This is a genomic window from Lacipirellula sp., assembly GCF_965279485.1.
Lineage (GTDB): Bacteria > Planctomycetota > Planctomycetia > Pirellulales > Lacipirellulaceae > Lacipirellula.
On record NZ_CBDIIC010000002.1, the window covers coordinates 4,825,635 to 4,846,755 of the forward strand.

A 21,121-nucleotide genomic window follows, 5' to 3' on the forward strand; every position below is an offset into this window, starting at 1 on the left:
CGTTTGACGCCCCTGCTCAGTTATACCTCACTGACGCGGCGGAGTTTCGCGGTGTGGCGGCCGACCCCCTGGCGGAGCCAGGGGCTAGGGGATTACCACTCGTAGACTTGGCCGTCGAGTTCGATCATCACCGGCTCTTCGATCGCTAGGTACGCGGCGACGTGTTTGCCGTGCTTGGCGACGAGTTCAAAATACTCGTCGCTGAAGCGTTCGAGTCTCTTGGCGGACTTCTGGGCCTTCTCGTCGAGTGTCGAGTCGACCCAGCGGTCGCCGTGCCGGAGGAACGTTTTGCGGCCGACGCTGATGACGCTGTTCGACACGACCTGTTGGTCATGCTCGGCGTCGTAGAAGCGGGCGCCGCGGCCGCTGGTTTGCAGCGTGTTTTGGAAGGCATCGGCCGCGTAACGGCCGCCGCTCGCACCGCCGCTCGACGCCGTTGCGAGGGATGTCCCCGCGTCAGCCAACGCGGGCGTGGCCGCGGGCGCCATTGCCATTCTTTCGGCGTATTGCAGATCGCCCTTGTTAGATCGCATCCTGAAGCCAAACTCGCCGGACGACTCGTGAAGTTGATCGACGTTGATCGCGGCGGCTTGGGCCCGCAGGCCGAGCTCGCGTTGTGGGCTGTTTTCGTCGGCCATGAACGAGGTGTAGGGCGTGAGAATGCCGTGCTTCACCGCAAGGTCGACCAGCTCTTTCACAAGTTCTTCGTTGCGGCCTTTGAGGTCGATCTCATCGATGATTTCCCCGACGCGGCGGGTGGCCCACAGCTTGGCGACGAAGGCGTTGGCGTCGTCGTCGCTCGCGGCGACGAGTTCTGCCGGGAAGTAGAACTTTTTCGTTTCGCCGGCAATTTTGCCGGCCAGCGTTGCCTTCGCGTCGCCGGCCGACTTGTAGCGGCCGACGATCACAGCCTGGTCGCCGGCGAAGAGGTCGAACTTGCCTTTGGGGTAAAGCCGGCTCGCCACGGCGCCGTCGGCTTCCTTGGCGTTCTCGACGTCGATCGTGAGTTGTACGTCTGTCATCACTGGCGCCCCGATGCGACGGTAGAGGTTGCTCACTGCGGTTTCGATGTTTTCGTTGGGCCGCACATACTCGCTGCGGCCATGGTTGTCGCGGGCGAGCCGATCGATCAGCCGGCTGTTGACGTCGAACCCGACGCCGAAGGCGAAGAGGCGGGCGCGGATCTTGTTCGCTTCCGCGGCGTGTTTGGCGATGGCCGGTTCGTTCATTTCGCCGACGGTGGGGAGACCGTCGGTGAGGAAGATGATGTAACTGGGACGCTCGGCGTCTCCGAGCATGCCGAGGCCGCGAGCGAGGGCGCCGTCGATGTTCGTGCTGCCGCCGGCGAACAGGCCGTTGACGAACCCGGTGGCTGCGGCCCGCGATTCATCGTCGAACTTCTGCAACTCGGGGCGGAAGGCTTCGACCTCGCTGTCGTAGGCGACGATGTTGAACGTGTCGCCATGCTTGAGATTGTTGAGGACGAACTTGAGGGCCTCCTTCGCCTGGTCCATCTTCTCGCCGCTCATGCTGCCGGAACGGTCGACGACGAAGACGACCGTCTTGCCGGTGGATTTCGCTGGTTTTTCATTGCTCGATTTGTCGCTTGCTTCGGCAGCCTCGCGGCTGATCTTAGGCGTGGCGAGCATTAGGAAGTAACCGTCGTCGTCCTTGTCGGGGCGATAGCTCACGATGCTGGCCGCCACGGCTTCGTCGCCCGTGTCGTAGAATAGGCGGAAGTCGTCGGTCGCCGCCGTGTCGGTCGCGGTGAACTTCACGACGGCGTGCCGATCGTCGGGGCGTTCGATCTTCACCTCGTGCGACGGCGAGTAAACGTTCTTGATGTCGGCGGGGCTATCGACGGCGACGGAGATGGCGAGCCGCTTGAGCAGCCCGTCGGTGTACTTCGCGGTGCTGAGCGGGAAGAGGAAGTCGACCAAGCCTGACGATTGGCGACAGAGCTGCGAATAGCGGAGCGTCACGGTGCGCGACTGGCCGGCGGGAATCGGGAAGACGCTTGTTTGGAACATGCCTGTGCCGACCCATTCGAGCAGCGCGGGATCGCGGTTCGACCGGACGATCTCTTCGTAACGCCGGCGGGCGTCCTCCTTGGGGAGGAGTTTCGCGGGGTACTCTTTGCCATCGACGAGCAGCGTCAGTTGATCGATGGCGCCGTCGTAGGGAAGGGGGAAGAGAAACTGCGCTTCGATCTGGCCGCTGCCGGTGTTCTTGAACGTTTGCGATACCTGGACGCGAGCGGTCGAGCCGCTGAGCTTCGCGTCGACTTCGAGCGCCTCGATTTGGTAGCTGCTCGCCGCGGGGGCGGGCTGCGGCGGGATGATTGGCCGCGGCAGGCGGAACTGGTGCTCGGGTCGGGCGTCGACCAGCAGCCCTTGGGCCTGCAGATGGGCTAAGTTGCTGCCAACCACGATAACAAAGAGGCTAGCGGCGAGGGCGACGAGCGTGCGGCAAAGCGATTGACGAGTCATGGCACTCTCCCGAGAGGGCTGCGGGCGATGGAGCGGCGATGAGTTCGACGCCCGCAGGCGGCGGGGAGTTCCCCGGACGGTTCGCGATTTCGGTGAAAACGCCGCTGCCAGCCGGCGGTCGCCTGCAAGTTCGCCCCGTTTTCAGTGGTGTTGGAGCCCCATCGCTTACGGTACAATCGAGCGGTTGCGCTGTCGCAACTCCTTCACTGCTAGAAGCTTTCGCACACTTTCAAGGAGCAAACCGAGTGTCCGGCACCTGCGTCATTGGACTTCAGTGGGGCGACGAAGCCAAAGGGAAAATCGTCGATCTGCTGACCCTGCGGCATGACATCGTGGTCCGCTATCAGGGGGGCGCCAACGCCGGCCATACGGTGAAGGTAGGCAACGAGGTCTACAAGCTGTCGCTGCTGCCGAGCGGCGTGCTTACTCCGGGCGTCACCTGCGTCATCGCCGGCGGCGTCGTCTTCAACCCGGCGAAGGCGATCGAGGAGCTCGACGAGCTCTCGACCCGTAACCTCGCCGACTACGACAACCTGAAGCTAAGCGACCGCGTGCACGTCATCTTCCCGTGGCACTTCGCCGAAGATCGGGCGATGGATTCGAGCACTTCCGACGGCGAGAACATCGGCACGACGCAGCGCGGCATTGGTCCCTGCTACCGCGACAAAGTCGGCCGCGCGTTTGCGATTCGGCTGGGCGATCTCTATCGGCCCAACTTCCGTGAACGGGTCGAGCATGTCACCCGCGCGAAGAACGTGTCGCTGGCGGCGATGATGCCGCGCGACCAGTTCGTGCCGCTCAACGCGGCCGACATCTACGAAGAATACAAGGCGTACGCCGAGCGCCTGAAGCCGTACGTCGACGATACGAACGAATATCTGCTGAGCGCCGCCGAGTCGGGCAAGCGGATTTTGTTTGAAGGCGCCCAAGGGGCGCTGCTCGACGTCGACCACGGCACCTATCCCTACGTGACGAGCAGCAACAGCTCGGGCGTCGGCGTGTCGAACGGTTCGGGCGTGCCGGGCAAGCACATCGATCATGTGATCGGCATCGTCAAAGCCTACAGCACCCGCGTGGGCGGCGGTCCGTTCCCGACGGAGCAGGACAACGCCATTGGGCAGCAGATTCGCGATCAAGGGAACGAGTACGGTACGGTGACCAAGCGTCCCCGCCGTTGCGGTTGGCTCGATGCGGTGGCGATTCGCTACACGTCGCGGCTGAGCGGCGTCGACTCGATCTGCGTGATGCTGCTCGACGTGCTCAGCGGCCTCGGCGAGTTGAATATCTGCACTGCCTACGAAATCGATGGCGTGCGGACGAACAAGTTCCCCAGCCATGTCGACGACCTGCGGAAGGTGAAGCCGATCTACGAGACGCTGCCAGGTTGGTCGGAAGACATCACGGGCGTGCGCGACCTCGAGGATTTGCCGGCGAACGCCCGGGCCTACATCGAGCGGGTGGGCGAGATCGTCGGCGTTCCTGTGGAGATGGTGTCCGTGGGGCCGGCGCGCGACCAAACGATTCCGGTGGCGGATGGGGCGCTGGCTGGCGCTCGGTAATTGTCGGAGATTTCTGATTTAGGATTTCTGAGCTAACATTGAAGGCGGGATTTGCAGGGTTGGCAAACGTAGTCTGGCGGCCGCGTTTGCAATCAACCAAGTAATCAACAGATCCGTCAGAAATCCTCCGTCGTTTCATCGACATGCCGCTCACCGAGTCGATTCCTGAAGCCTTGGCAGCGATCCCGCGCGAGCGTTGGCCGCGGCATATTGCCGTCATTATGGACGGCAACGGGCGGTGGGCGCAGCGGCAAGATTTGCCGCGGATCGAGGGGCATCGCCGCGGCGTCGCGAGCGTGCGTCGGACGACAGAAGAGTGTGCGCGGCTCGGCATCGAGCAGCTGACGCTCTACTGTCTGTCGAGCGAGAACTGGAAGCGGCCTCAGCCTGAGATCGACTTCCTGATGCATCTGCTCGAGCAGTACATGATCGAAGAACGAACGACGATCATGGAGAACAATCTCCGCGTGCGGATGATCGGTCGCCGGCATGGCATTCCGGATCAGGTGCTGAGGGAACTCGATAAGACGGTCGAGATGAGCTCGACCAACACCGGCACGCGGCTGAATCTCGCGGTGAACTACGGCGGTCGTTCGGAGATCGTCGACGCGGTGCGGGCGATCGGGCAGGAAATCGCTGCGGGCGAACTGCAACCGGCTGACGTGACCGAGGCGACGATCGCCGATCATCTCTATACGGCGGGCCTCGACGACCCCGATCTGCTCGTGCGGACGGCGGGCGAGTTGCGGATCAGCAACTTTTTGCTGTGGCAGATTAGCTACGCCGAGATTTGGGTGACCGAGCGCTGCTGGCCCGAGTTTGACGAAGCGACGCTCCATGCGTCGATTGCCGACTACGCGCGGCGGAACCGCAAGTTTGGCGGACTGAACGGCTGAAGGAGCGGACGTGCTGCGGTGGCGACTCATTCTCGGCGTGCTCTTGGTTGCCGGGCTGGCTGGACTTTGTTGGCTCGACGCCCATGCGGCGCTGCCTGGTTCGTATCTCGGGCCGCTGGCCTTAGTTGCGGCGGCACTCGCTGCGGGCGAGATGCTGCGGATGTTTCGCACGCAGGGGCATGATGCGACGCCATGGACGGTGTATCTCGGCACGTTGCTTCCTGTCGTGCTGAGCTGCCTCGCCGTGGTGGCGTACGCCAAGCCGCCGTCGTTCGTGCTTGGGCGACTGAGCTGGCTTGCCATTGGCCTCGCGGGCGGGTTGGGCGTGGCGATCGTCGGCGAGATGCGCCGCTACGAGTCGCCCGGCAAGTCGATCATGCGGCTCGCGCTCGCGTCGCTGTCGGTGCTCTACGTCGGCGGGCTGATGGGGATGCTCGTTCAGCTGCGGCTGGTGGAGCCGTACGGCTACGGCCTTGGCGCCTGGGGGCGGTTGCTACCCCTGCTCTCGCTGATCGCGACCGTGAAGCTGAGCGACACGATGCAGTACACGTTCGGCCGGTTGTTCGGTCGGCACAAAGTGGCGCCGACGCTCAGCCCGGGGAAGACCTGGGAAGGGACGATCGGCGGAATCGGTTCGGCGTCGCTCGCCGCGGCATTCGGCATTGCCTACATCCTCAAAGGCTCCGCGGGCTTCACGCCAACGATGCTGTTGAAGACCGGCGCCTTCGCCATCGCCGTGACCGTGACTGGCATCATTGGCGACCTCGCGGAATCGATGCTCAAACGCGACGCCGGCGTGAAGGACTCAAGCGACTGGCTGCCAGGGTTTGGCGGCGTGCTCGATATTCTCGATTCGCTGCTACTCGCGGCGCCGGTGGCGTATCTGTTCTGGGCGGTGGTGCTCTAGGCTTGCCCTGCTCCCCTGGCTTGGTGCTGACGGACGAGATCTGAAGTCCTGCGTCGCGCTGGACTGGTCGCTTAAGCGACCAGTCCGATGGATTTTCCAGGCCGTGGGAAGTCGCTCCCGCAGCCGCATTTCCGCCCAGCTTGGGCAGTTCGATCCCTATAAACCGTTTCTCAGTAATTGTTTAACGGATCCACGCGGGATTCATGCCAGTCGGCGTCTGGGAGCCGGGTATACTTACGGTAGCAGGCTTGGATGGAGCGACTCTGGCCACCAGCGTCCGGAGCGATAGGATACTTGTTTCCATCAGGGCCTCTCGGGGACGGATTCCGTCCTGCGGGCCACGGACACCAAGGGGTATTTTGCGATCGCCAGCGTGCGAGCGCGACCTTGCATGATTGAAGCATCGATTTCGGTAGGAAGCGCCGAAGAACTTGTCCTGCTTCTTGGCACCAAGGACCAGCACCTCCGGCAAATCCGCGGGATGATTCCCGCGAAGATCTCCACACGCGACGGCAAGGTCGTCCTGCAAGGAGATGAGGGGGCGGTCATTCAAGCGAAGGCCGTGCTAGAGGAACTTCGCGCGACAATCGCCAAGCAAGGTCCGCTCGATTCCGAGCAGGTCGCCCAGATCGTCCATCGCATTACCGGCAACGGCGGGACCGCGACGCCCGGTGCGCCCCCCATCGATATCCGCGCTGGCCGGAAGATTCGCCCCCGCACGCAAGGGCAGGGCGACTATGTGAAGGCGATCCGCACGCACGATCTGGTGATCTGCGTCGGCCCCGCCGGTACGGGCAAAACGTATCTCGCCGTCGCAACGGCGGTCGAGGCGCTCCGCGACCAATCGATTCGCAAGATCGTCCTCGTGCGCCCCGCGGTCGAAGCTGGCGAAAGCCTTGGCTTCTTGCCGGGCGACATGCAGGCGAAGATCAATCCGTATCTCCGCCCGCTGCAAGACGCGCTGCGGGAGATGATCGATCACGAGCAAGTTCGCCGCTACATGGAGGACGACGTCATCGAGGTGGCGCCGCTCGCCTACATGCGCGGCCGGACGCTGAACAATGCGTTCATCATCATGGATGAAGCGCAGAACACTACGGTCGGCCAGATGAAGATGTTCCTCACCCGCTTGGGAGAGGGGTCGAAGATGGTCGTCTCGGGCGATACATCGCAGGTCGACTTGCCGCACCATGCCCGCAGCGGGCTGGTCGACGCGCTCCATCGGTTGCAAGGAGTCGAGGGAGTCGCTTCGGTGCGGCTGACCGGTTCCGACATCGTCCGGCACCGGTTGGTGCAAGAGATCGTGCGCGCCTACGAGGAGGGCCCGAACGGTTAGCGTCCGACTCCCTTTGAGTTGAGGGCTAATCGCGCCGCCATGTCCATCGTCCCTCCAAGACGAACGCGCCAACAGCGTGTGGCAGCCGTCGAGTTGCCGCCCGGCATGTGGAAGACGCTCTGGACGAACCTCCAGCGCGGCGCCGTCTTGTTGCGCTTGGCGATGTGTGCGGCTGCGGCGATTTTCCTGTGGGCCTTCACGAGGGCGTGGGATCCGCCGTTCAATCATCGGTTGGGCGAAGTTCCCCACCGCAACGTGATTGCCCGCGTCGATTTCGACCAACCCGATCCCGCCGCGACGAACAAAGCCCGCGACGAAGCCCGCCGCTTCGCGATCGGCGAGTACGACCAGAATCCCGAGCCGCTCGTGCAGCTGCGCGGCCAACTGGTCAGCGACATCGGCAAAGTGCTGCAGGCGAAGACGCTCACTGAGGTCGATCCCGCGCAGTGGAAGCAGTTCCAGCCGCCGCTCGCCGCCGGGACGCCCGATCCGACGCCGGAAGAACAGGCGGCCCAGTTTGAGCGATTCCGCGAAGCGTTTTCAGCGGAAGGGGCGATGGACGCCTTCTCCGACAAGTTGGCCGACGTCATGGCGCCCTACGAGCAGCGTGGCTTGCTCAAAGAGCTGCCCGAGGACGCGCAGGCCAATACGGAGCGGATTCTCGTTCGCACGAAGGGAACAAGCGCGTTCGGCGCCGAGGTAAGCGTTTCGGAAGTTCGCATCAAGCAGGCGGCGGCCAAACTGCAGCAATCGCTGAAGGAAGAGTTGCCGTCGGTGGAGGTTGCGGAACGCGCCTTCGCCTGGCTTGAACCGAAGTTGCCCGAGACGCTGACGCTAAACAAAGCGGCGACAGTCCTAAATCAAGATAAGGCAGCGGCCGATCAGCCGGAGATTACCAAGCCGTTCGCCAAGGGGAAGGACCTGCTTGCCGAGGCGAACAAGCCGCTCAACGAAGATTCGCTGAAGCTGCTGCGGCTAGAGCATGAGGCGGCGCTCGAGCAGCGGACAGCAAGCGAGCGTCTCCATCGATCGGTGGCAGCGCTCGGAATGTTCGTCGGTTTGTACACGCTGGCGGGCTTTTACCTGTACCGCCGTGATCGCCGCGTCGTCGACGAACTGTTGCGATTGGTCGCCCTGCTGGGGCTGTTCGTCGCCTGCGTGGCGCTCGCGAAGGTAGTGAGCCAATATGCCTGGGGCGCCGACGTCATTCCGCTGCTGTTGTTCGCGATGATCATCGCGATCGCCTATCAGCAGGAAATGGCGCTGCTGCTTTCGATTTGTGCGACGCTGGTGGTGGTCGTCTCGATTGGGCATGGATTTACCGAAGCCCTCTCACTGGCGGCGACGGTCGCCGGCGCCGTGCTGGTGCTGCGACAAGTGCGGACGCGCAGCCGGCTGCTAATGGTCGGCTTTGCCGCGGCGGCGGTCGGGTTTTTCACCACCGTGGGCGTCGGCATCCTCGACGAACGATCGTGGACGACACTGCTGACCGACGGTTTCAAGGTCGCCCTCTGGTCGGTGATTGCCGGCTCGCTGATGACGGTGATGCTGCCGACGGTCGAGAAGATGTTCGGCGTCGAGACCGACCTCAGCCTCATTGAGCTGGGCGATCCGGCTCATCCGCTGCTGCAAGAATTGATCCGCCGCGCGCCGGGTACTTACAACCATTCGATCACCGTGGCATCGCTCGCCGAAGCGGCGGCCGAGTCAATCGGCGCCCGCGGCTTGCTGGTGCGCGTGGGGGCGTACTTCCACGACATCGGCAAGATGCTCAAGCCGCAGTATTTCATCGAGAACCAGACGAAGGGCGATAATCGCCACGATTCGCTCGTCCCCGCGATGAGCACGCTCGTGATCATCGCCCACGTGAAGGACGGAGCCGACTTGGCCCGCCAGAATCGGCTCCCCGAGTCGATCATCGACTTCATCCAACAGCACCACGGCACGACGCTGGTCGAATACTTCTACCGTCAGGCGAACCAGAAGAAGGTGCAGGAAGACCCGGACGGCGGCGTGCTCGATGAGAGTGCCTTCCGCTATCCCGGCCCAAAGCCGCAGACCCGCGAGGCGGGCGTGCTGATGCTCGCCGACGCCGTCGAAAGCGCCAGCCGCGTGCTCAAAGAGCCGACGGCGTCGCGGATCGAGAACCTTGTCCACGAGATTTCGATGAAGCGGCTGCTCGACGGGCAGTTCGACGAAAGCGGATTGACGCTCGAAGATATCCGCAAAATCGGCGAGAGTTTGGTAAAATCGCTCACCGCCGTGTATCACGGGCGGGTGAAGTACCCCGACCAAGAAACGGCGTAAGCCGCAGCCGCGTCCCCCCGCATGAATTCTTCCCGCCCTTCCGAGCAGACCGACGACGACCAGGAGCCTCCTGAACGTCGGCATCGCATTTCAATCGCGAACGAAACCGACGTTGCCGCCGACGTTGAGCGAATCAAACGGGCCGTCTGTTGGGCCCTCGACGATACGCCCTACGATGAGGCGTGCGTGAGCATCGCCGTCGTCGATGACGAGACGATCCACCAGCTCAATCGCCAGTTCCTGGCCCACGACTACCCGACCGACGTGCTGAGCTTCACGCTCGAAGACGACCCGCCGCAGCTAGAAGGGGAGATCATCGTCAGCGTCGACACGGCCCGACAGAACGCCGCCGAGGCGGGGTGGTCGGCGGACGACGAACTGCTGCTGTACGTCATTCACGGCACGCTGCACTTGGCGGGGTATCTCGACAAGAGCCCGGACGATTACGCCGAAATGCGTGCCGCCGAGGCCGAGGTGCTCGATCGGCTTGGCGTGCAGCGCTCGCCGACGGACGCCCGCTGGAACGGTGAGTTTGAAGCGGAAGACATCGCGGAGGAACTGCAGTGACCGCCGACGCGCTCTTTTGGATTAGCGCGGGCGCCCTGGCGGCGACGGCTGTGGTCAACATGGGCGTACGGGCCTTAAGGGAGTTCTCAAGGCATGATCTCGCAGAGCTGTGCTCGCGCCGCGGCAAGCCCGATCTGTTCGGCCAGATCTTACGCACCCACGAAGAAGTGGCGCTCGGCGTCGAGATGATCTCGGCGTTCACGGGCGTGCTCGGAATCATCGCCGCCGCTGCGTGGGCTGCCGACTACTGGGAGTACTCGTGGACTAGCTCGCTAAGTAGCCTGCTGCTAACGGCGCTATTGCTTGGTTTGCTGTTCGTCGCCGTGCGGACGTGGGCGCCGTGGGTCGGCGCACGGTTGTTTGCTGAGGGGTTCTTGTATCGCACCTGGCCGCTGTGGCGCGCCTTGTCGGCCGTGACGCTGCCGCTGGTGTGGGGCGCCCAGTTGTTCGACGCGATTCTGCACCGTGCCGTCGGGCGCGAGCCGCAGGAAGTCGACGAGCAGGCAATTGAGGAAGAAATCCGCACGATCGTCAGCGAGGGGCACCGCGGCGGGCTACTCGAAGACGAAGCCCGTGAAATGATCGAAGGGGTAATCGACCTCGGCGACGCCTACGTCTCGCAGATCATGACGCCGCGGACCGACATGCACATGTTGCAAGTCGATTTGCCGTGGGACGAGTTGATGGCCGAGGTGATCGAGTCGGGCCACACGCGGATTCCCGTCTACGACAAAACGCGGGACGACATCGTCGGCCTGCTGTACAGCAAGGACCTGCTGCCGGAACTCGCCACTGGCAACGCGGAGTCGCGGACATCCCTCCGCGATCTCGTGCGCAAGCCCCTGTTCGTGCCCGAAACGAAGGCGGTGAACGATCTGCTGCAGATGTTCCAACAACTGCGGACGCACATTGCGATCGTGCTCGACGAGTATGGCGGCGTTTCCGGGCTCGTGACGATCGAGGACGTGCTGGAAGAGATCGTCGGCGAGATTGATGACGAGTACGATCCCGAGTCGGTGGCCGACATCCGGCGCATTGACCAAGACACCGTCGAAGCGCTCGGGCGGACTCATATCGACGAGATCAACGAAGAGATGGGGCTCGAGTTGCCCGAGGATGGCGACTTCGACACGATCGGCGGGCTGGTCTTCTCGGAGATGGGGCGAATTCCACAGACTGGGGAAGAGCTCATCTGGCAAGATAAGGTGCGAATCGTCGTTCTCGAAGCGACGCGGCGTCGGATCGATCGCGTGCGGATCGAGAAGCTAGCGACCGGCCAGCGCGAAAGTGCGTAAGCAAGCACCGCATCGCTTGGTCGCTAGCAGCGGCAAGTTCTTCTCGCGGCAGTCGTTTACCCGGTCTTTCTGACCTTGACCCCCATCGCCGCGGCGTACTACTGTTCGCCGGCGTTTTTCCCGGCTGATCATGCGCAGTGATCGAGCGGGTCCAACCTTGTCTGCACTGAACTAGCCCATGCCTTGCATTCGAACGTTGCTTTCGGCGTACCTGACCGCCGCGCTGCTCCTGGCGAGCGGCTGCGCAGCGCTCAACATGCCCGCACCGCGATTCCCTGGCACTGGCGATCCCAAGGCGCCGGTTGGCACCGCCGATTGGTGGAAAGCCAACAAGAAGAAGGCAGTGTTCGAGCCTGGTAAGGGGCATCGCGTCGCCAACGTCGACGGCTACTTCGACGACCAGGGTCGGCCGATCAATTCACGCGTGCAGAAGGTCGTCACGAAGAAAGACGATGGCGCCGGTCTCCTCGGCGACGCCGGCTTCAAGGAACGCGTGGCGGGTCTGAAGGAGCACGTGGGCCTCGGTCCTGACCAAACGGAAGCGCAAAAGAACTTCAACGAAGCGGAAGAGCTTTTCCGCAGCGAAGAATACGCCGACGCTGCCAAGCTTTACAAAAAGGCCTGGAAGGGCTGGCCTGATTCGCAACTCGAACAAGATGCGATGTTTAAGCAGGCCGAGGCGCACTTCTTCGCAACGCAATATCCGAAGGCGACGAACGCTTACGAAGCGCTCATCCGTAAGTATCCGAATTCGCCATACCTCGACAACACGATCACGCGTCAGTTCGCCATCGCGCGCTACTGGGAGCAGTACAACAACTACAATCCAAACTGGCTAACGACGCCGAACTTCACCGATCGTACGCGACCGCTGTTCGACACGATCGGTCGGTCGATGAAGAACTACGAGAACATTCGCCTAAACGATCCGACCGGCCCGCTGGCCGACGATGCAATTATGGCGATGGCAAACTCGTACTTTCTCCGCGGCCGCTTCGGCGACGCCGACATGCAGTACGAACTCCTGCGCAAAGAGTACCCGCGCAGCGATCACCAATACGACTCGCATATCCTCGGCCTGCAATGCAAGCTGCGGAAGTACCAGGGCCCGAGTTACGACGGCACGCCGCTCGAAGAGGCGCAGGTGCTGGTGAAGCAACTGAAGGTGCAGTTCTCCGGCCAACTCGACGCCGATCAGCGCGAGCGACTGGCAGAAGTCGACGGCATGCTCAAGAAGGAACTGGCGACGCGCGACTACAAGATGGCTCAGCACTTCGACGACATCGAGGAGTATGGAGCCGCGCGAATTTACTACGCCCAGGTGATGCAAACGTATCCAAACACGCCGCTTGCCGAGGAGTCGAAGGTGCGACTGGCCGCCATCGGCGGCGAGCCGGAACGACCGACCTCGATGTTCGAACCCGTCCTAGAAATGCTGCCGGAGAATGCGGAGCGGGCGGCGATCGCGCAGGTGCCGATGATCGAGCAAGTGAAGCCGGCGTCGTACGACGGGACGCCGACGCCGATGATGGCGACCCAACCGCAAGGAGCGCAGGGGGATGGTTCGAATGCTCCGGCCATCCGCCGCTAAGCTGCTGTTCGCGCTCGCGTTGCTGGGCCTCGCCGCGCCAGGATGCGCCGCGTATCGCATCGGCAACGAGACGCTCTACGCCCCCGACGTGACGACGGTCTACGTTCCGATGATCGAGTCGGATAGCTTCCGTCGCGATCTGGGCGAACGGCTGACCGAAGCGGTGATCAAAGAAATCGAGCTGAAAACGCCGTACAAAGTCGTCGGCACGCCCGACGCCGACAGCGTTCTCGTCGCGAAGCTGCAGGGCGAGCGAAAGATGCTGGAGTTCGAGAACCAGAACGATGATCCGCGGGCGTTGGAATACGCCCTTACCGCGAACGTCACTTGGCTGAACCGTCGCCGGCAGCCGCTCGCGCCAATGAACGCGATCCCATTGCCGGCCGATTTGGTCTCGATCACGCAGACCGCGACGATGTTGCCGGAACCAGGGCAATCGGACGCCAGCGCACAGCAGCAGGCCATTCAGCGGCTGGCGGAGCAGATCGTGGCGACGATGGAAGAGCCGTGGTAGCGGGCGACTGGCGAATTCTGTCACTCGCGGGCCATTTTGTCGCCCAACGCGTTTTTGGCGACAGAATTCTAAGTTGCTGTATGGCTTGAAGTTGTCGACGCGCTCGGCGTGACAGAATGTCTCGACAGAAATCGCGATCGCCAATTTGTGTCTTGAGTGCTTGAGTTTTCAAAGAGCGGCGACGGCACACCGATGGCGCCGCTGCGAACTCAACCTAGCACGTTTGCGGCGGCCATTCCGCAACTATTTTCGGCCACCCAGTTCTAGCCCCGGGCGCCGCCCGGGGATGATGTGCCCCACGCAGGACGACGCCTTGCGAAATGGATAGCGACCCCCGGGCGGAGCCCGGGGCTAGGGGTGCGTCGGTGGAATGAAATGCGGGCCTTTGTTAGGCTCGATGGATGGACGCACCCGCCGCACACGACCGCTCGCTGAATGTCCGCTATCCGCAACGCGCCGCGACTTGGCGGTTGCGCACGCGCACGTTGCATTTTGGTCGCCGGCCGTTGTTGATGGGAGTAATCAACGTCACTCCCGATAGTTTTTCGGACGGCGGACGGTTCGTGGGCCTGGACGCGGCGGTGGAGCAAGGGCGGCGGTTGGCCGCCGAGGGGGCCGACCTGCTCGATATCGGCGGCGAGAGCACGCGGCCCTATGCCGACGTGGTGCCGGCTGACGAAGAACTGTTGCGCGTCGTGCCGGTGATTGAGCGATTGGCGCGCGAGCTTGGCGTGCCGATCTCGATCGATACGAGCAAGGCGGCGGTGGCCCGTGCGGCACTCGCCGCCGGGGCCGAGGTGATCAACGACATCACGGGGCTGGAAGGCGATCCCGAGATGATTGGCGTTGCGCTCGAAACGCGAGCCGGCGTTTGTGCGATGCACATGCAGGGGACGCCGCAGACGATGCAGGACGATCCTCGCTACGGGGACGTCGTCGAGGAGATTCTCGATTACCTGCGGCAGCGGCGTGATGCGTTGCTTGCGGCGGGGATCGAACGCGAGCGGATCTGTCTCGATCCGGGCGTCGGTTTCGGGAAGACGCATCAGCACAATCTCACGCTGATGGCCCACTGCTATCGGTTCCACCAGTTGGGCGCCCCGATCTTGGTCGGCCACTCGCGGAAAGGATTCTTGGCGAAGGTGCTGGGGGACAAGGAGGCCGACCGCGATGCGGCGACGGCCGGTTCGGCCCTCGCGTTGGCGGGGCAGGGGGTGCAGATTGTCCGCGTTCACAACGTGCGGATGGTTCGCGAGGCCCTGGCGGCGTTCGAGGCGTGCGGCGGAGTTGACGGGCAGGAACTCGTGCTGGCGCCTTGAGATAGGGCCTGGCAGGCCATTATCCGCGTTGACCCAACTTCCCTATCCAACGATACTTACGGAGGAACATTACCGCCTCCACCGAACCTCCGCATCGCCATGTCGACCGTTGCCGCCCGTCCCGCTGAACAGACCGATCTTGCCGGCTACTGCCGTGACGTGGCCCGCCGCGCGAAAGCGGCGAGCGCCGAGATGGCGACGCTCAACTCAGGGGTGAAGATCAAGTGGCTCCATCGCTCGGCGGAGCTGCTGCGCAAGAACATCGCGGCGATTGAACTCGCGAACGCCGACGACCTCGCTGCCGCGCCGGGCTACGGATTGACGCCGGCAGAGATTGACCGCCTGAAGCTGACTCCCCCGCGGATCGAAGCGATCGCCGACGCGCTGATCGAGGTGAGCAACATCCGCGATCCGATTGGTCGCGTCATCGATTCGACGGTGCGTCCGAACGGGCTGCGGATCGACAAGATTCGCGTGCCGCTCGGCGTCGTGTTTTTCATTTACGAATCACGCCCGAATGTGACGGCCGACGCCGCGGCGATTTGCGCGAAGGCTGGCAACGCCGTCATCCTTCGCGGCGGCAAAGAAGCGATTCACTCGAGCCGCGCCATCGTCGAACTGCTGCAGCAGGCGGCGAAGGAGTGCGGCGTTCCGGCCGACGCCGTGCAACTGGTGAGCACGACCGATCGCGCCGCCGTTGGCGAGTTCCTCGGCATGGCCGATTACATCGACGTAGCGATTCCGCGCGGCGGCGAAGGATTGATTCGTCGCGTCGCCGCCGAAGCGAAGATGCCGGTCATCAAGCACTTCGACGGCAACTGCCACGTTTACGTCGACGCGGCCGCGGACCTCGCGATGGCCCGCGACATTGTCGTCAATTCGAAGTGCCAACGGATGGGCGTCTGCAACACGGCCGAGTCGCTGTTGATTCATAGCGACGTCGCGGCGGAGTACTTGCCGACGATCGCAGCGGATCTGGCGAAGAACGGGATTGAGATTCGCGGCGATCAGCGGGTGTGCGAACTGGTCGATGCCGCGAAGCCGGCCAGCGATGCGGACTACAAGGCCGAGTTTTTGGGGCCGATCATTTCAGCCTGCGTCGTCGGTTCGCTCGACGAGGCGATCACGCACATCAATCGCTACGGTTCGCACCACACGGATGCGATCGTGACGAACGATCTCGCCGCTTCGGAGCGGTTTGCGGCGGCGGTCGACAGCGCGGCGGTGATGATCAACGCGAGCACGCGGTTCAACGACGGCGGCGAGTTCGGGCTGGGGGCGGAGATCGGCATTAGCACCGATAAGTTCCACGCCCGCGGGCCGTGCGGCGTTGATGAGCTGACGAGCTACAAGTATGTGGTCCACGGAACGGGCCAAGTAAGAGGGTAACGCGGATGGGTGTGTCATCCTGAGCGAAGCGAAGGATCTGGTAGCTTGAGCGAGCCTCTAGATTCTTCGCTTCGCTCAGAATGACAATTCGCAACGAGTTTCGCGATCGAGAACGCAACGGAGTGCGTGATGAGCGACGTTCTTAGCCAAGCCGAAGTCGAAAACCTGCTCAACGCCATCGACGGCGGCGAGGAAGTGCGCCCCATGCCCGTCGCGGCGCCTGCCGTGCAGCGGCCTCGCGAGAAGGTGAGCGTCTACGACTTCAAGCGTCCCGAACGCGTCGGCAAGGAGCAAATGCGCTCCCTGCAGACGATGCACGAAGGGTTCGGCCGGAACTTCGGCGCCGCGCTCTCTGCCCTGCTGCGGACGATGGTCGAAGTGAAGCTCACGAGCGTCGATCAGCTGACGTTCAGCGAATTCGTCTTCAGCCTTGAGAACCCGACCTGCTTCAATCTGATCACCGCGACGCCGCTTGAAGGGCAGCTGATTCTCGACATCAACCCGTCGATTTTGTTTCCGATGATCGACCGGTTGCTGGGCGGCAGCATTTCGTCGAACCCGCCCGCGCGGCGGCCGCTCACTGAGATCGAACTGCGGCTCGTCTCGCGGATCACGAGTCTGTTTCTCAATGAGATGCAGAACGCGTGGGAGAACGTGCTGCCGTTGCAGCTTTCGGTCGATCGCGTCGAAAGCAATCCGCAACTCGTGCAGATCATTCCAGCGAACGAAGTCATCGTGCTGGTGAGCTTCGAACTGACGGTTGGCGAAATGCGGGGGATGATGAACCTCTGCATTCCGTTCAATTCAATCGAACGAGTGAGCGGGAAGCTTAGCTCGAATAACTGGGTCAGCTACGCCAAGAAGCCGGCAACGGCGGAGTCGATGCAGCGGATCGGCACCCGCATTGCGGAGGCGCCGGTGGAGGTGGTCGTCGAACTCGCTTCGACGCGGATCACCACGGCCGACATGCTCGACCTGCGCGTGGGAGACATCATTGCGAGCGAGAAAGACGTCAACGAGCCGCTGCTGGTATACATCGAAGGGAAGCCGAAATTCCTGGCGTCTCCCGGGCAGCTGAAGGGGCGCAAGGCGATTCAAGTGAAGGGAGCGTTTCAGGCGCACGACATTAGGGTGAATCTCCCCACGAATGCGCCGCCGGCCAAACCGGCCTAGTTCGATCTCGAATGCCGCGAGATGCCCCTTTCGGGGGGAATGTTTGACAGCGCGTCGCGCAGGATTAAGAATCAGCAATAGAGGATGCGAGAGATGCTAGTTCCAGGTTGCGCAGCGTCTCAGCGATCCAACTTTTAAGAACATCTCATCGATGAACGCCGTTTGCCCACGGGAAACGGCGCTGCAAGTACGCTCGCTCGGAACGCGGAAGAGGAGTGCACGACGCCGGCGTGGGCCGTCGGCGTCGAACTGGCGTCACCCGCAAGATTGCGGCATGGCGAAGCTCCACTTGTCTGATGAGGAGACGCTTCGATGGGTATCCCCGTCAACTGCCCCAATGGGCATCATTTCAGCGTCAAGGATAAGTACGCTGGCAAGAAGGGGATTTGCCCCTATTGCGAAGGTCAAGTCGTCGTCCGAGTTCCCGAGGCGCTCAACACATCGGAAGTGCAGAAGGCGTTCACGCAGGCGTGCCGTGAAGAAAAGGGACGCGTGCCGCTGAATACCGACTCGTCGGTGTTTGATGCGGTTTCCGACGATCACAACCCGAGCGCGAGCGGCAGTCATCTCGGCTCGTCGGTCGTCCGCCACCACATCCGCTGCAAGTGCGGCCAGTCGGTGCCGATGTGGTTCGCGAAGTGCCCGAAATGCGGGACGTTTATTGAGCACGTTTGACAGGTCTTGGGGCGACGCGAAGCTGCTGTCAAACGGTCAATTGACAGGATTACAGGATTTAACGGATCGACAGGATCAATTTCATTCGGCTTGAAGCCGCGGGCTGCGAGTCCATTCCCCCGGATTTTATCCTGTAGATCCGTGAAATCCTGTAATCCTGTCCATTTTTCAGTCGGCCTGACACGAACGCCGAGTTCGGCGGCTCGCTCTCAGCAGGCCCAGGGCGCTGGCTGAAAGTAGCATGAACGCCGATGGTTCAGGAACGCTCGTCGCCGGAGCGACTGCGGAGTTGCCAACTTCTCTTTGCCAAATGAGAAAGTCGGCTCCGTCGACGCGACCATCGCGATTGGCGTCGCCCGTTGCTGAGGTGGCGCCGCTCGTGGCGCCGAAGCCGTTCTTCCAAACAGCGAGATCGGCGGCGTTGACGGCGTGGTTCTGGTCAAAATCGGCCTGCAGCGCCGGTCCGTAGAGAAACCGGATGCCGGCGACGTCGTCGGGATCGAGCTCGCGATTCACGTATTGGAAATACTGCGGATCGGCCGACATCACGGCGCTCTGGTCCGAATGGCCGAGTCCGAGCGCGTGGCCGATTTCGTGCATCAGCAAGCTTTCGAAGTCGTTGTAGACGTCGATCAGCTCTCCTTCGGCGCCATTATCGAAGAAGAAGGTATTGTTCGCGTTGAGCAGCACGTCGCCGTCGAGTGGATTGCCGAACGGCGAGACGCCGTAGCCGACGCCGCCGAGGTATGGATTGCTATTCCAAAAGGTGCCGAGGCGGATGTTGCCCGTGTTGGGGGGCATCGCCGACGGATCGCAGAAGGGCGCCCCGGAATCGGTGACGTGGACGAAGGTGACATTGGCGGCTGCCGACCAACGACCGAAGCAGCGTTCGATCGCCGCCAATGCCTGGTTGTAGCCAAGGTTGGTCATGATCGCGTTCAGGCTGCTCGTGCCGCTGAACGTTGGATCGTTGAACGCCGGGTGGATCGTCGTGCCGTCGGGCATGATGCTCCACGTGAGCGTGCCGGCGGTCGAACCGGGGGTGAAGATGTCGCCCCACTTTTCGTAGTAGACGGTTCCCTCGTTGCCCCAGGGATAGGGGCCGGGAAGCGTGTAGGCGAAGGCGCCGGGCGCGGCGAACGCTATCACGGCGATCGCGACAGCGCGAAGAGTGTGGCTGCGAAGCATGACGCTGATAAACCGGAGTCGACTGGAAGACTAAGTCGTCGGCAGCCCACAGGTTACCACAGCAGGGGAAAAGTTTGATGCGGCGGCCGATTTCCGAGCGGACGCCGCCGTCGAAGCCTGGGCTAAGAGCTCGCTAGTACTCGGCGGAAGTCGGCAGCAGCCCCTCTACATGGGGAAACAGCGGATCTCCATCCGGCCGGTTGTCTTTGCCCTGCACCCACGACCGCAGGGCCATCTTGGCGTCAGGGAACGTCAGTTGCACCGCATACCAAGCCGGTGTTTTCGAGCGCCGGCCGACGCCGAAGCACTGGTGGACGTAACCGGGGCGATTAAAGATCGGATCGTGCACGCGAACGATGCGATTGCTTACATCGATGTAGTAGACGGCGGCGACGACGCGGCGGGTTGGCTCGACGGGCGTTCCGCTCGCAATCTCGCGGTAGCGGAATCCAAGCGTAAAGTCTTCGTCCGACATCTCGCCCAGGTAGGCGAACTCCGGGGGAGGGGACCAGTACCGCGGGGCGGGGGAGTCTTTGAGCTTCAGCATGCTCCCGATGTTACGGGAGCTCGGTGAGCATCGTGTGAAGAGGGCGTGTAGCGTGCGCGTGCGTTGAGGCTCTCAACCGGCTCCGCTTGCCGAGTGAGCGTTGGGCGGAGCGAAAGAAAAAATAGTCCGGCTAGGATTCGAACCTAGGACCAAGGGATTATGAGTCCCCTGCTCTAACCGCTGAGCTACCGGACCGAAGTCCTTTAGCCTATTCGGTTGCGCCGGCGCCGGCAACATGGCGCCGGCAGCCCGGCGGCGTGAAGGTCTGGTGAAGGCCGGCGACGCCTTTGTCCGCTTGCTGTTCCGCAAATGGTGCTGGTTTGCCGGTCGGCGGGGCGTCATGCTGTATCGCTCGCAGCGTACTGCGATGGGTTTACGCTTGCGGAAAACTTGCCGCCCGACGACTCTCAACTGGAGACGATGCATGGTTCGGTCGACTCTCTTTCCCGCTGTACTCGGACTGACGTGCGCTGTCGTAAGCGTCACGACTCGCAGCGTCGACTCGATCTGCTACGGCGCCGACGACGCTTCCACGACGAAGTCGTTCGACCTCGGCAAAGGAAAACGGCTTGGCGACGGGCCTGCGAAGGAGCATTCGGGGATCGTTAAAAGCCGGAACTGGCCCGACACATATTGGATGCATAACGACTCGGGCGACGAGCCGCGGGTTTACCCCGTGCAGCGAAACGGCAAGGTCGCGAAGAGCGAACGCGAGCCGGAGACGCCAGGCGTCGCGATCGCCGGAGCCATCAATGTCGACTGGGAGGATATCGCCGTTGACGATCGCGGACGGGTGATCGTCGCCGATACGGGAAACAATCGGAACGATCGCCGCGACCTGGTGCTGTACGTTATTCCCGAACCAGCGCCGCTGGCGGAGCGGACCACGTTTGTGAAGAAGCTGTTCTTCCGCTATCCGGGGCAGAAGGAATTTCCGGCGCCGAAGGATGACTTTAACTACGACTGCGAGGCGATCTTCACGATTGGCGGGCAGATCTTCCTCTGCTCAAAGCATCGCAGCGATACGCGGACGAACCTCTATCGGCTCGATCCTGATTCAAACGAAGAGGTGCAAACGGCGCAGCTGATCGACAGCTTCGACGTGCTTGGCCAAGCGACCGGCGCTGATGCGACGCCGGAGGGCAAGCAGATCGTGATCAACACGTACGAAGACCTGTGGCTCTTCGACGTGACCGATCCGGCGAAGCCGCTGAGCGGGCCGGTGAAGCGGCTATCGTTTGAGAATGACGACGACGTCGAAGCGGTTTGCTTCGCGGACGACGAGACGCTGCTCATCGGCGCCGAGGCGGCGGGGCGGATTTACGAAGTGCCGCTGGCGGAGTTCGTTGAGTACGAGCGGTGAGCAAAC

General features: G+C 62.6%; 17 protein-coding genes and 1 tRNA gene. 14 read left to right on the forward strand and 4 right to left on the reverse strand.

Going from position 1 to position 21,121, the window contains the following annotated elements:
- Positions 1-92: 92 nt before the first annotated feature.
- The gene (locus ACQY7R_RS26820; protein ID WP_428308611.1) at positions 93-2,489 is read right to left on the reverse strand and encodes a VIT domain-containing protein; all 2,397 of its coding nucleotides are present in this window, start codon (positions 2,487-2,489) and stop codon (positions 93-95) included.
- Positions 2,490-2,734: 245 nt separating this feature from the next.
- Between ACQY7R_RS26820 and ACQY7R_RS26825 the strand changes: the two genes are divergently transcribed.
- The 13 genes from ACQY7R_RS26825 (at position 2,735) to ACQY7R_RS26885 (ending at position 18,017) form a co-directional block, all read left to right on the forward strand.
- Positions 2,735-4,048, forward strand: coding sequence for an adenylosuccinate synthase (locus ACQY7R_RS26825; protein ID WP_428308612.1), 1,314 nt, complete (start codon positions 2,735-2,737; stop codon positions 4,046-4,048).
- 143 nt (positions 4,049-4,191) lie between these two features.
- A complete protein-coding gene (locus tag ACQY7R_RS26830) occupies positions 4,192-4,944 on the forward strand; it encodes an isoprenyl transferase (protein ID WP_428308613.1) in 753 nt (250 codons plus the stop codon).
- 10 nt (positions 4,945-4,954) lie between these two features.
- A complete protein-coding gene (locus tag ACQY7R_RS26835; RefSeq protein ID WP_428308614.1) occupies positions 4,955-5,851 on the forward strand; it encodes a phosphatidate cytidylyltransferase in 897 nt (298 codons plus the stop codon).
- Between the two features lie 391 nt (positions 5,852-6,242).
- Positions 6,243-7,187, forward strand: a complete 945-nt coding sequence (locus ACQY7R_RS26840) for a PhoH family protein (protein WP_428308615.1) — start codon at positions 6,243-6,245, stop codon at positions 7,185-7,187.
- Positions 7,188-7,226: 39 nt separating this feature from the next.
- Positions 7,227-9,494, forward strand: a complete 2,268-nt coding sequence (locus ACQY7R_RS26845) for an HD family phosphohydrolase (RefSeq protein ID WP_428308616.1) — start codon at positions 7,227-7,229, stop codon at positions 9,492-9,494.
- A 21-nt stretch (positions 9,495-9,515) separates the two neighbouring features.
- Positions 9,516-10,061: an rRNA maturation RNase YbeY gene (ybeY, locus tag ACQY7R_RS26850; RefSeq protein WP_428308617.1), complete on the forward strand. Its 546-nt coding sequence runs from the start codon at positions 9,516-9,518 to the stop codon at positions 10,059-10,061.
- Complete coding sequence (locus ACQY7R_RS26855; RefSeq protein WP_428308618.1) at positions 10,058-11,356, forward strand: hemolysin family protein; 1,299 nt, start codon at positions 10,058-10,060, stop codon at positions 11,354-11,356. The genes ybeY and ACQY7R_RS26855 overlap by 4 nt, the downstream gene beginning before the upstream one ends.
- Before the next feature lie 178 nt (positions 11,357-11,534).
- Positions 11,535-12,947 carry a tetratricopeptide repeat protein gene (locus ACQY7R_RS26860; RefSeq protein ID WP_428308619.1) on the forward strand — a complete coding sequence of 471 codons (1,413 nt, stop codon included), beginning with the start codon at positions 11,535-11,537 and terminating at the stop codon, positions 12,945-12,947.
- On the forward strand, positions 12,916-13,461 hold the full coding sequence (lptE, locus tag ACQY7R_RS26865; protein ID WP_428308620.1) for an LPS assembly lipoprotein LptE: 546 nt from the start codon (positions 12,916-12,918) through the stop codon (positions 13,459-13,461). Before ACQY7R_RS26860 ends, lptE begins: the two co-directional genes overlap by 32 nt.
- A gap of 401 nt (positions 13,462-13,862) precedes the next feature.
- A complete protein-coding gene (gene folP / locus ACQY7R_RS26870; RefSeq protein WP_428308621.1) occupies positions 13,863-14,780 on the forward strand; it encodes a dihydropteroate synthase in 918 nt (305 codons plus the stop codon).
- 99 nt (positions 14,781-14,879) lie between these two features.
- Positions 14,880-16,169 (forward strand): glutamate-5-semialdehyde dehydrogenase, encoded by a 1,290-nt coding sequence (locus ACQY7R_RS26875; protein WP_428308622.1) that lies wholly within the window; start codon positions 14,880-14,882, stop codon positions 16,167-16,169.
- 129 nt (positions 16,170-16,298) lie between these two features.
- Positions 16,299-17,342 carry a flagellar motor switch protein FliM gene (gene fliM, locus ACQY7R_RS26880; RefSeq protein ID WP_428308623.1) on the forward strand — a complete coding sequence of 348 codons (1,044 nt, stop codon included), beginning with the start codon at positions 16,299-16,301 and terminating at the stop codon, positions 17,340-17,342.
- A 312-nt stretch (positions 17,343-17,654) separates the two neighbouring features.
- Complete coding sequence (locus ACQY7R_RS26885; RefSeq protein WP_428308624.1) at positions 17,655-18,017, forward strand: hypothetical protein; 363 nt, start codon at positions 17,655-17,657, stop codon at positions 18,015-18,017.
- A gap of 168 nt (positions 18,018-18,185) precedes the next feature.
- Here the strand turns inward: ACQY7R_RS26885 and ACQY7R_RS26890 are convergent, their stop codons facing one another.
- The 3 genes from ACQY7R_RS26890 to ACQY7R_RS26900 all read right to left on the reverse strand — a co-directional run bounded on the left by ACQY7R_RS26890 (position 18,186) and on the right by ACQY7R_RS26900 (position 19,947).
- Positions 18,186-19,205, reverse strand: a complete 1,020-nt coding sequence (locus ACQY7R_RS26890; RefSeq protein WP_428308625.1) for a matrixin family metalloprotease — start codon at positions 19,203-19,205, stop codon at positions 18,186-18,188.
- 133 nt (positions 19,206-19,338) lie between these two features.
- The gene (locus ACQY7R_RS26895; protein ID WP_428308626.1) at positions 19,339-19,752 is read right to left on the reverse strand and encodes a hypothetical protein; all 414 of its coding nucleotides are present in this window, start codon (positions 19,750-19,752) and stop codon (positions 19,339-19,341) included.
- Positions 19,753-19,874: 122 nt separating this feature from the next.
- Positions 19,875-19,947, reverse strand: a tRNA-Ile gene (locus ACQY7R_RS26900).
- Between the two features lie 229 nt (positions 19,948-20,176).
- On the opposite strand from ACQY7R_RS26900, the gene ACQY7R_RS26905 reads away from it, so the two are divergent.
- Positions 20,177-21,115, forward strand: coding sequence for a hypothetical protein (locus ACQY7R_RS26905; RefSeq protein WP_428308627.1), 939 nt, complete (start codon positions 20,177-20,179; stop codon positions 21,113-21,115).
- The last annotated feature ends 6 nt before the right edge of the window (positions 21,116-21,121 follow it).

Excerpts from the sequence above, each read along its gene's own strand:
- ACQY7R_RS26840 (WP_428308615.1), top strand. The coding sequence starts at position 6,243 with ATGATTGAAGCATCGATTTCGGTAGGAAGCGCCGAAGAACTTGTCCTG.
- ACQY7R_RS26820 (WP_428308611.1), bottom strand. The coding sequence starts at position 2,489 with ATGACTCGTCAATCGCTTTGCCGCACGCTCGTCGCCCTCGCCGCTAGC.
- ACQY7R_RS26830 (WP_428308613.1), top strand. The coding sequence starts at position 4,192 with ATGCCGCTCACCGAGTCGATTCCTGAAGCCTTGGCAGCGATCCCGCGC.
- ACQY7R_RS26890 (WP_428308625.1), bottom strand. The coding sequence starts at position 19,205 with ATGCTTCGCAGCCACACTCTTCGCGCTGTCGCGATCGCCGTGATAGCG.
- ACQY7R_RS26860 (WP_428308619.1), top strand. The coding sequence starts at position 11,535 with ATGCCTTGCATTCGAACGTTGCTTTCGGCGTACCTGACCGCCGCGCTG.
- ACQY7R_RS26905 (WP_428308627.1), top strand. The coding sequence starts at position 20,177 with ATGGTTCGGTCGACTCTCTTTCCCGCTGTACTCGGACTGACGTGCGCT.
- ybeY (WP_428308617.1), top strand. The coding sequence starts at position 9,516 with ATGAATTCTTCCCGCCCTTCCGAGCAGACCGACGACGACCAGGAGCCT.
- lptE (WP_428308620.1), top strand. The coding sequence starts at position 12,916 with ATGGTTCGAATGCTCCGGCCATCCGCCGCTAAGCTGCTGTTCGCGCTC.
- folP (WP_428308621.1), top strand. The coding sequence starts at position 13,863 with ATGGACGCACCCGCCGCACACGACCGCTCGCTGAATGTCCGCTATCCG.
- fliM (WP_428308623.1), top strand. The coding sequence starts at position 16,299 with ATGAGCGACGTTCTTAGCCAAGCCGAAGTCGAAAACCTGCTCAACGCC.
- ACQY7R_RS26885 (WP_428308624.1), top strand. The coding sequence starts at position 17,655 with ATGGGTATCCCCGTCAACTGCCCCAATGGGCATCATTTCAGCGTCAAG.
- ACQY7R_RS26845 (WP_428308616.1), top strand. The coding sequence starts at position 7,227 with ATGTCCATCGTCCCTCCAAGACGAACGCGCCAACAGCGTGTGGCAGCC.
- ACQY7R_RS26875 (WP_428308622.1), top strand. The coding sequence starts at position 14,880 with ATGTCGACCGTTGCCGCCCGTCCCGCTGAACAGACCGATCTTGCCGGC.
- ACQY7R_RS26895 (WP_428308626.1), bottom strand. The coding sequence starts at position 19,752 with ATGCTGAAGCTCAAAGACTCCCCCGCCCCGCGGTACTGGTCCCCTCCC.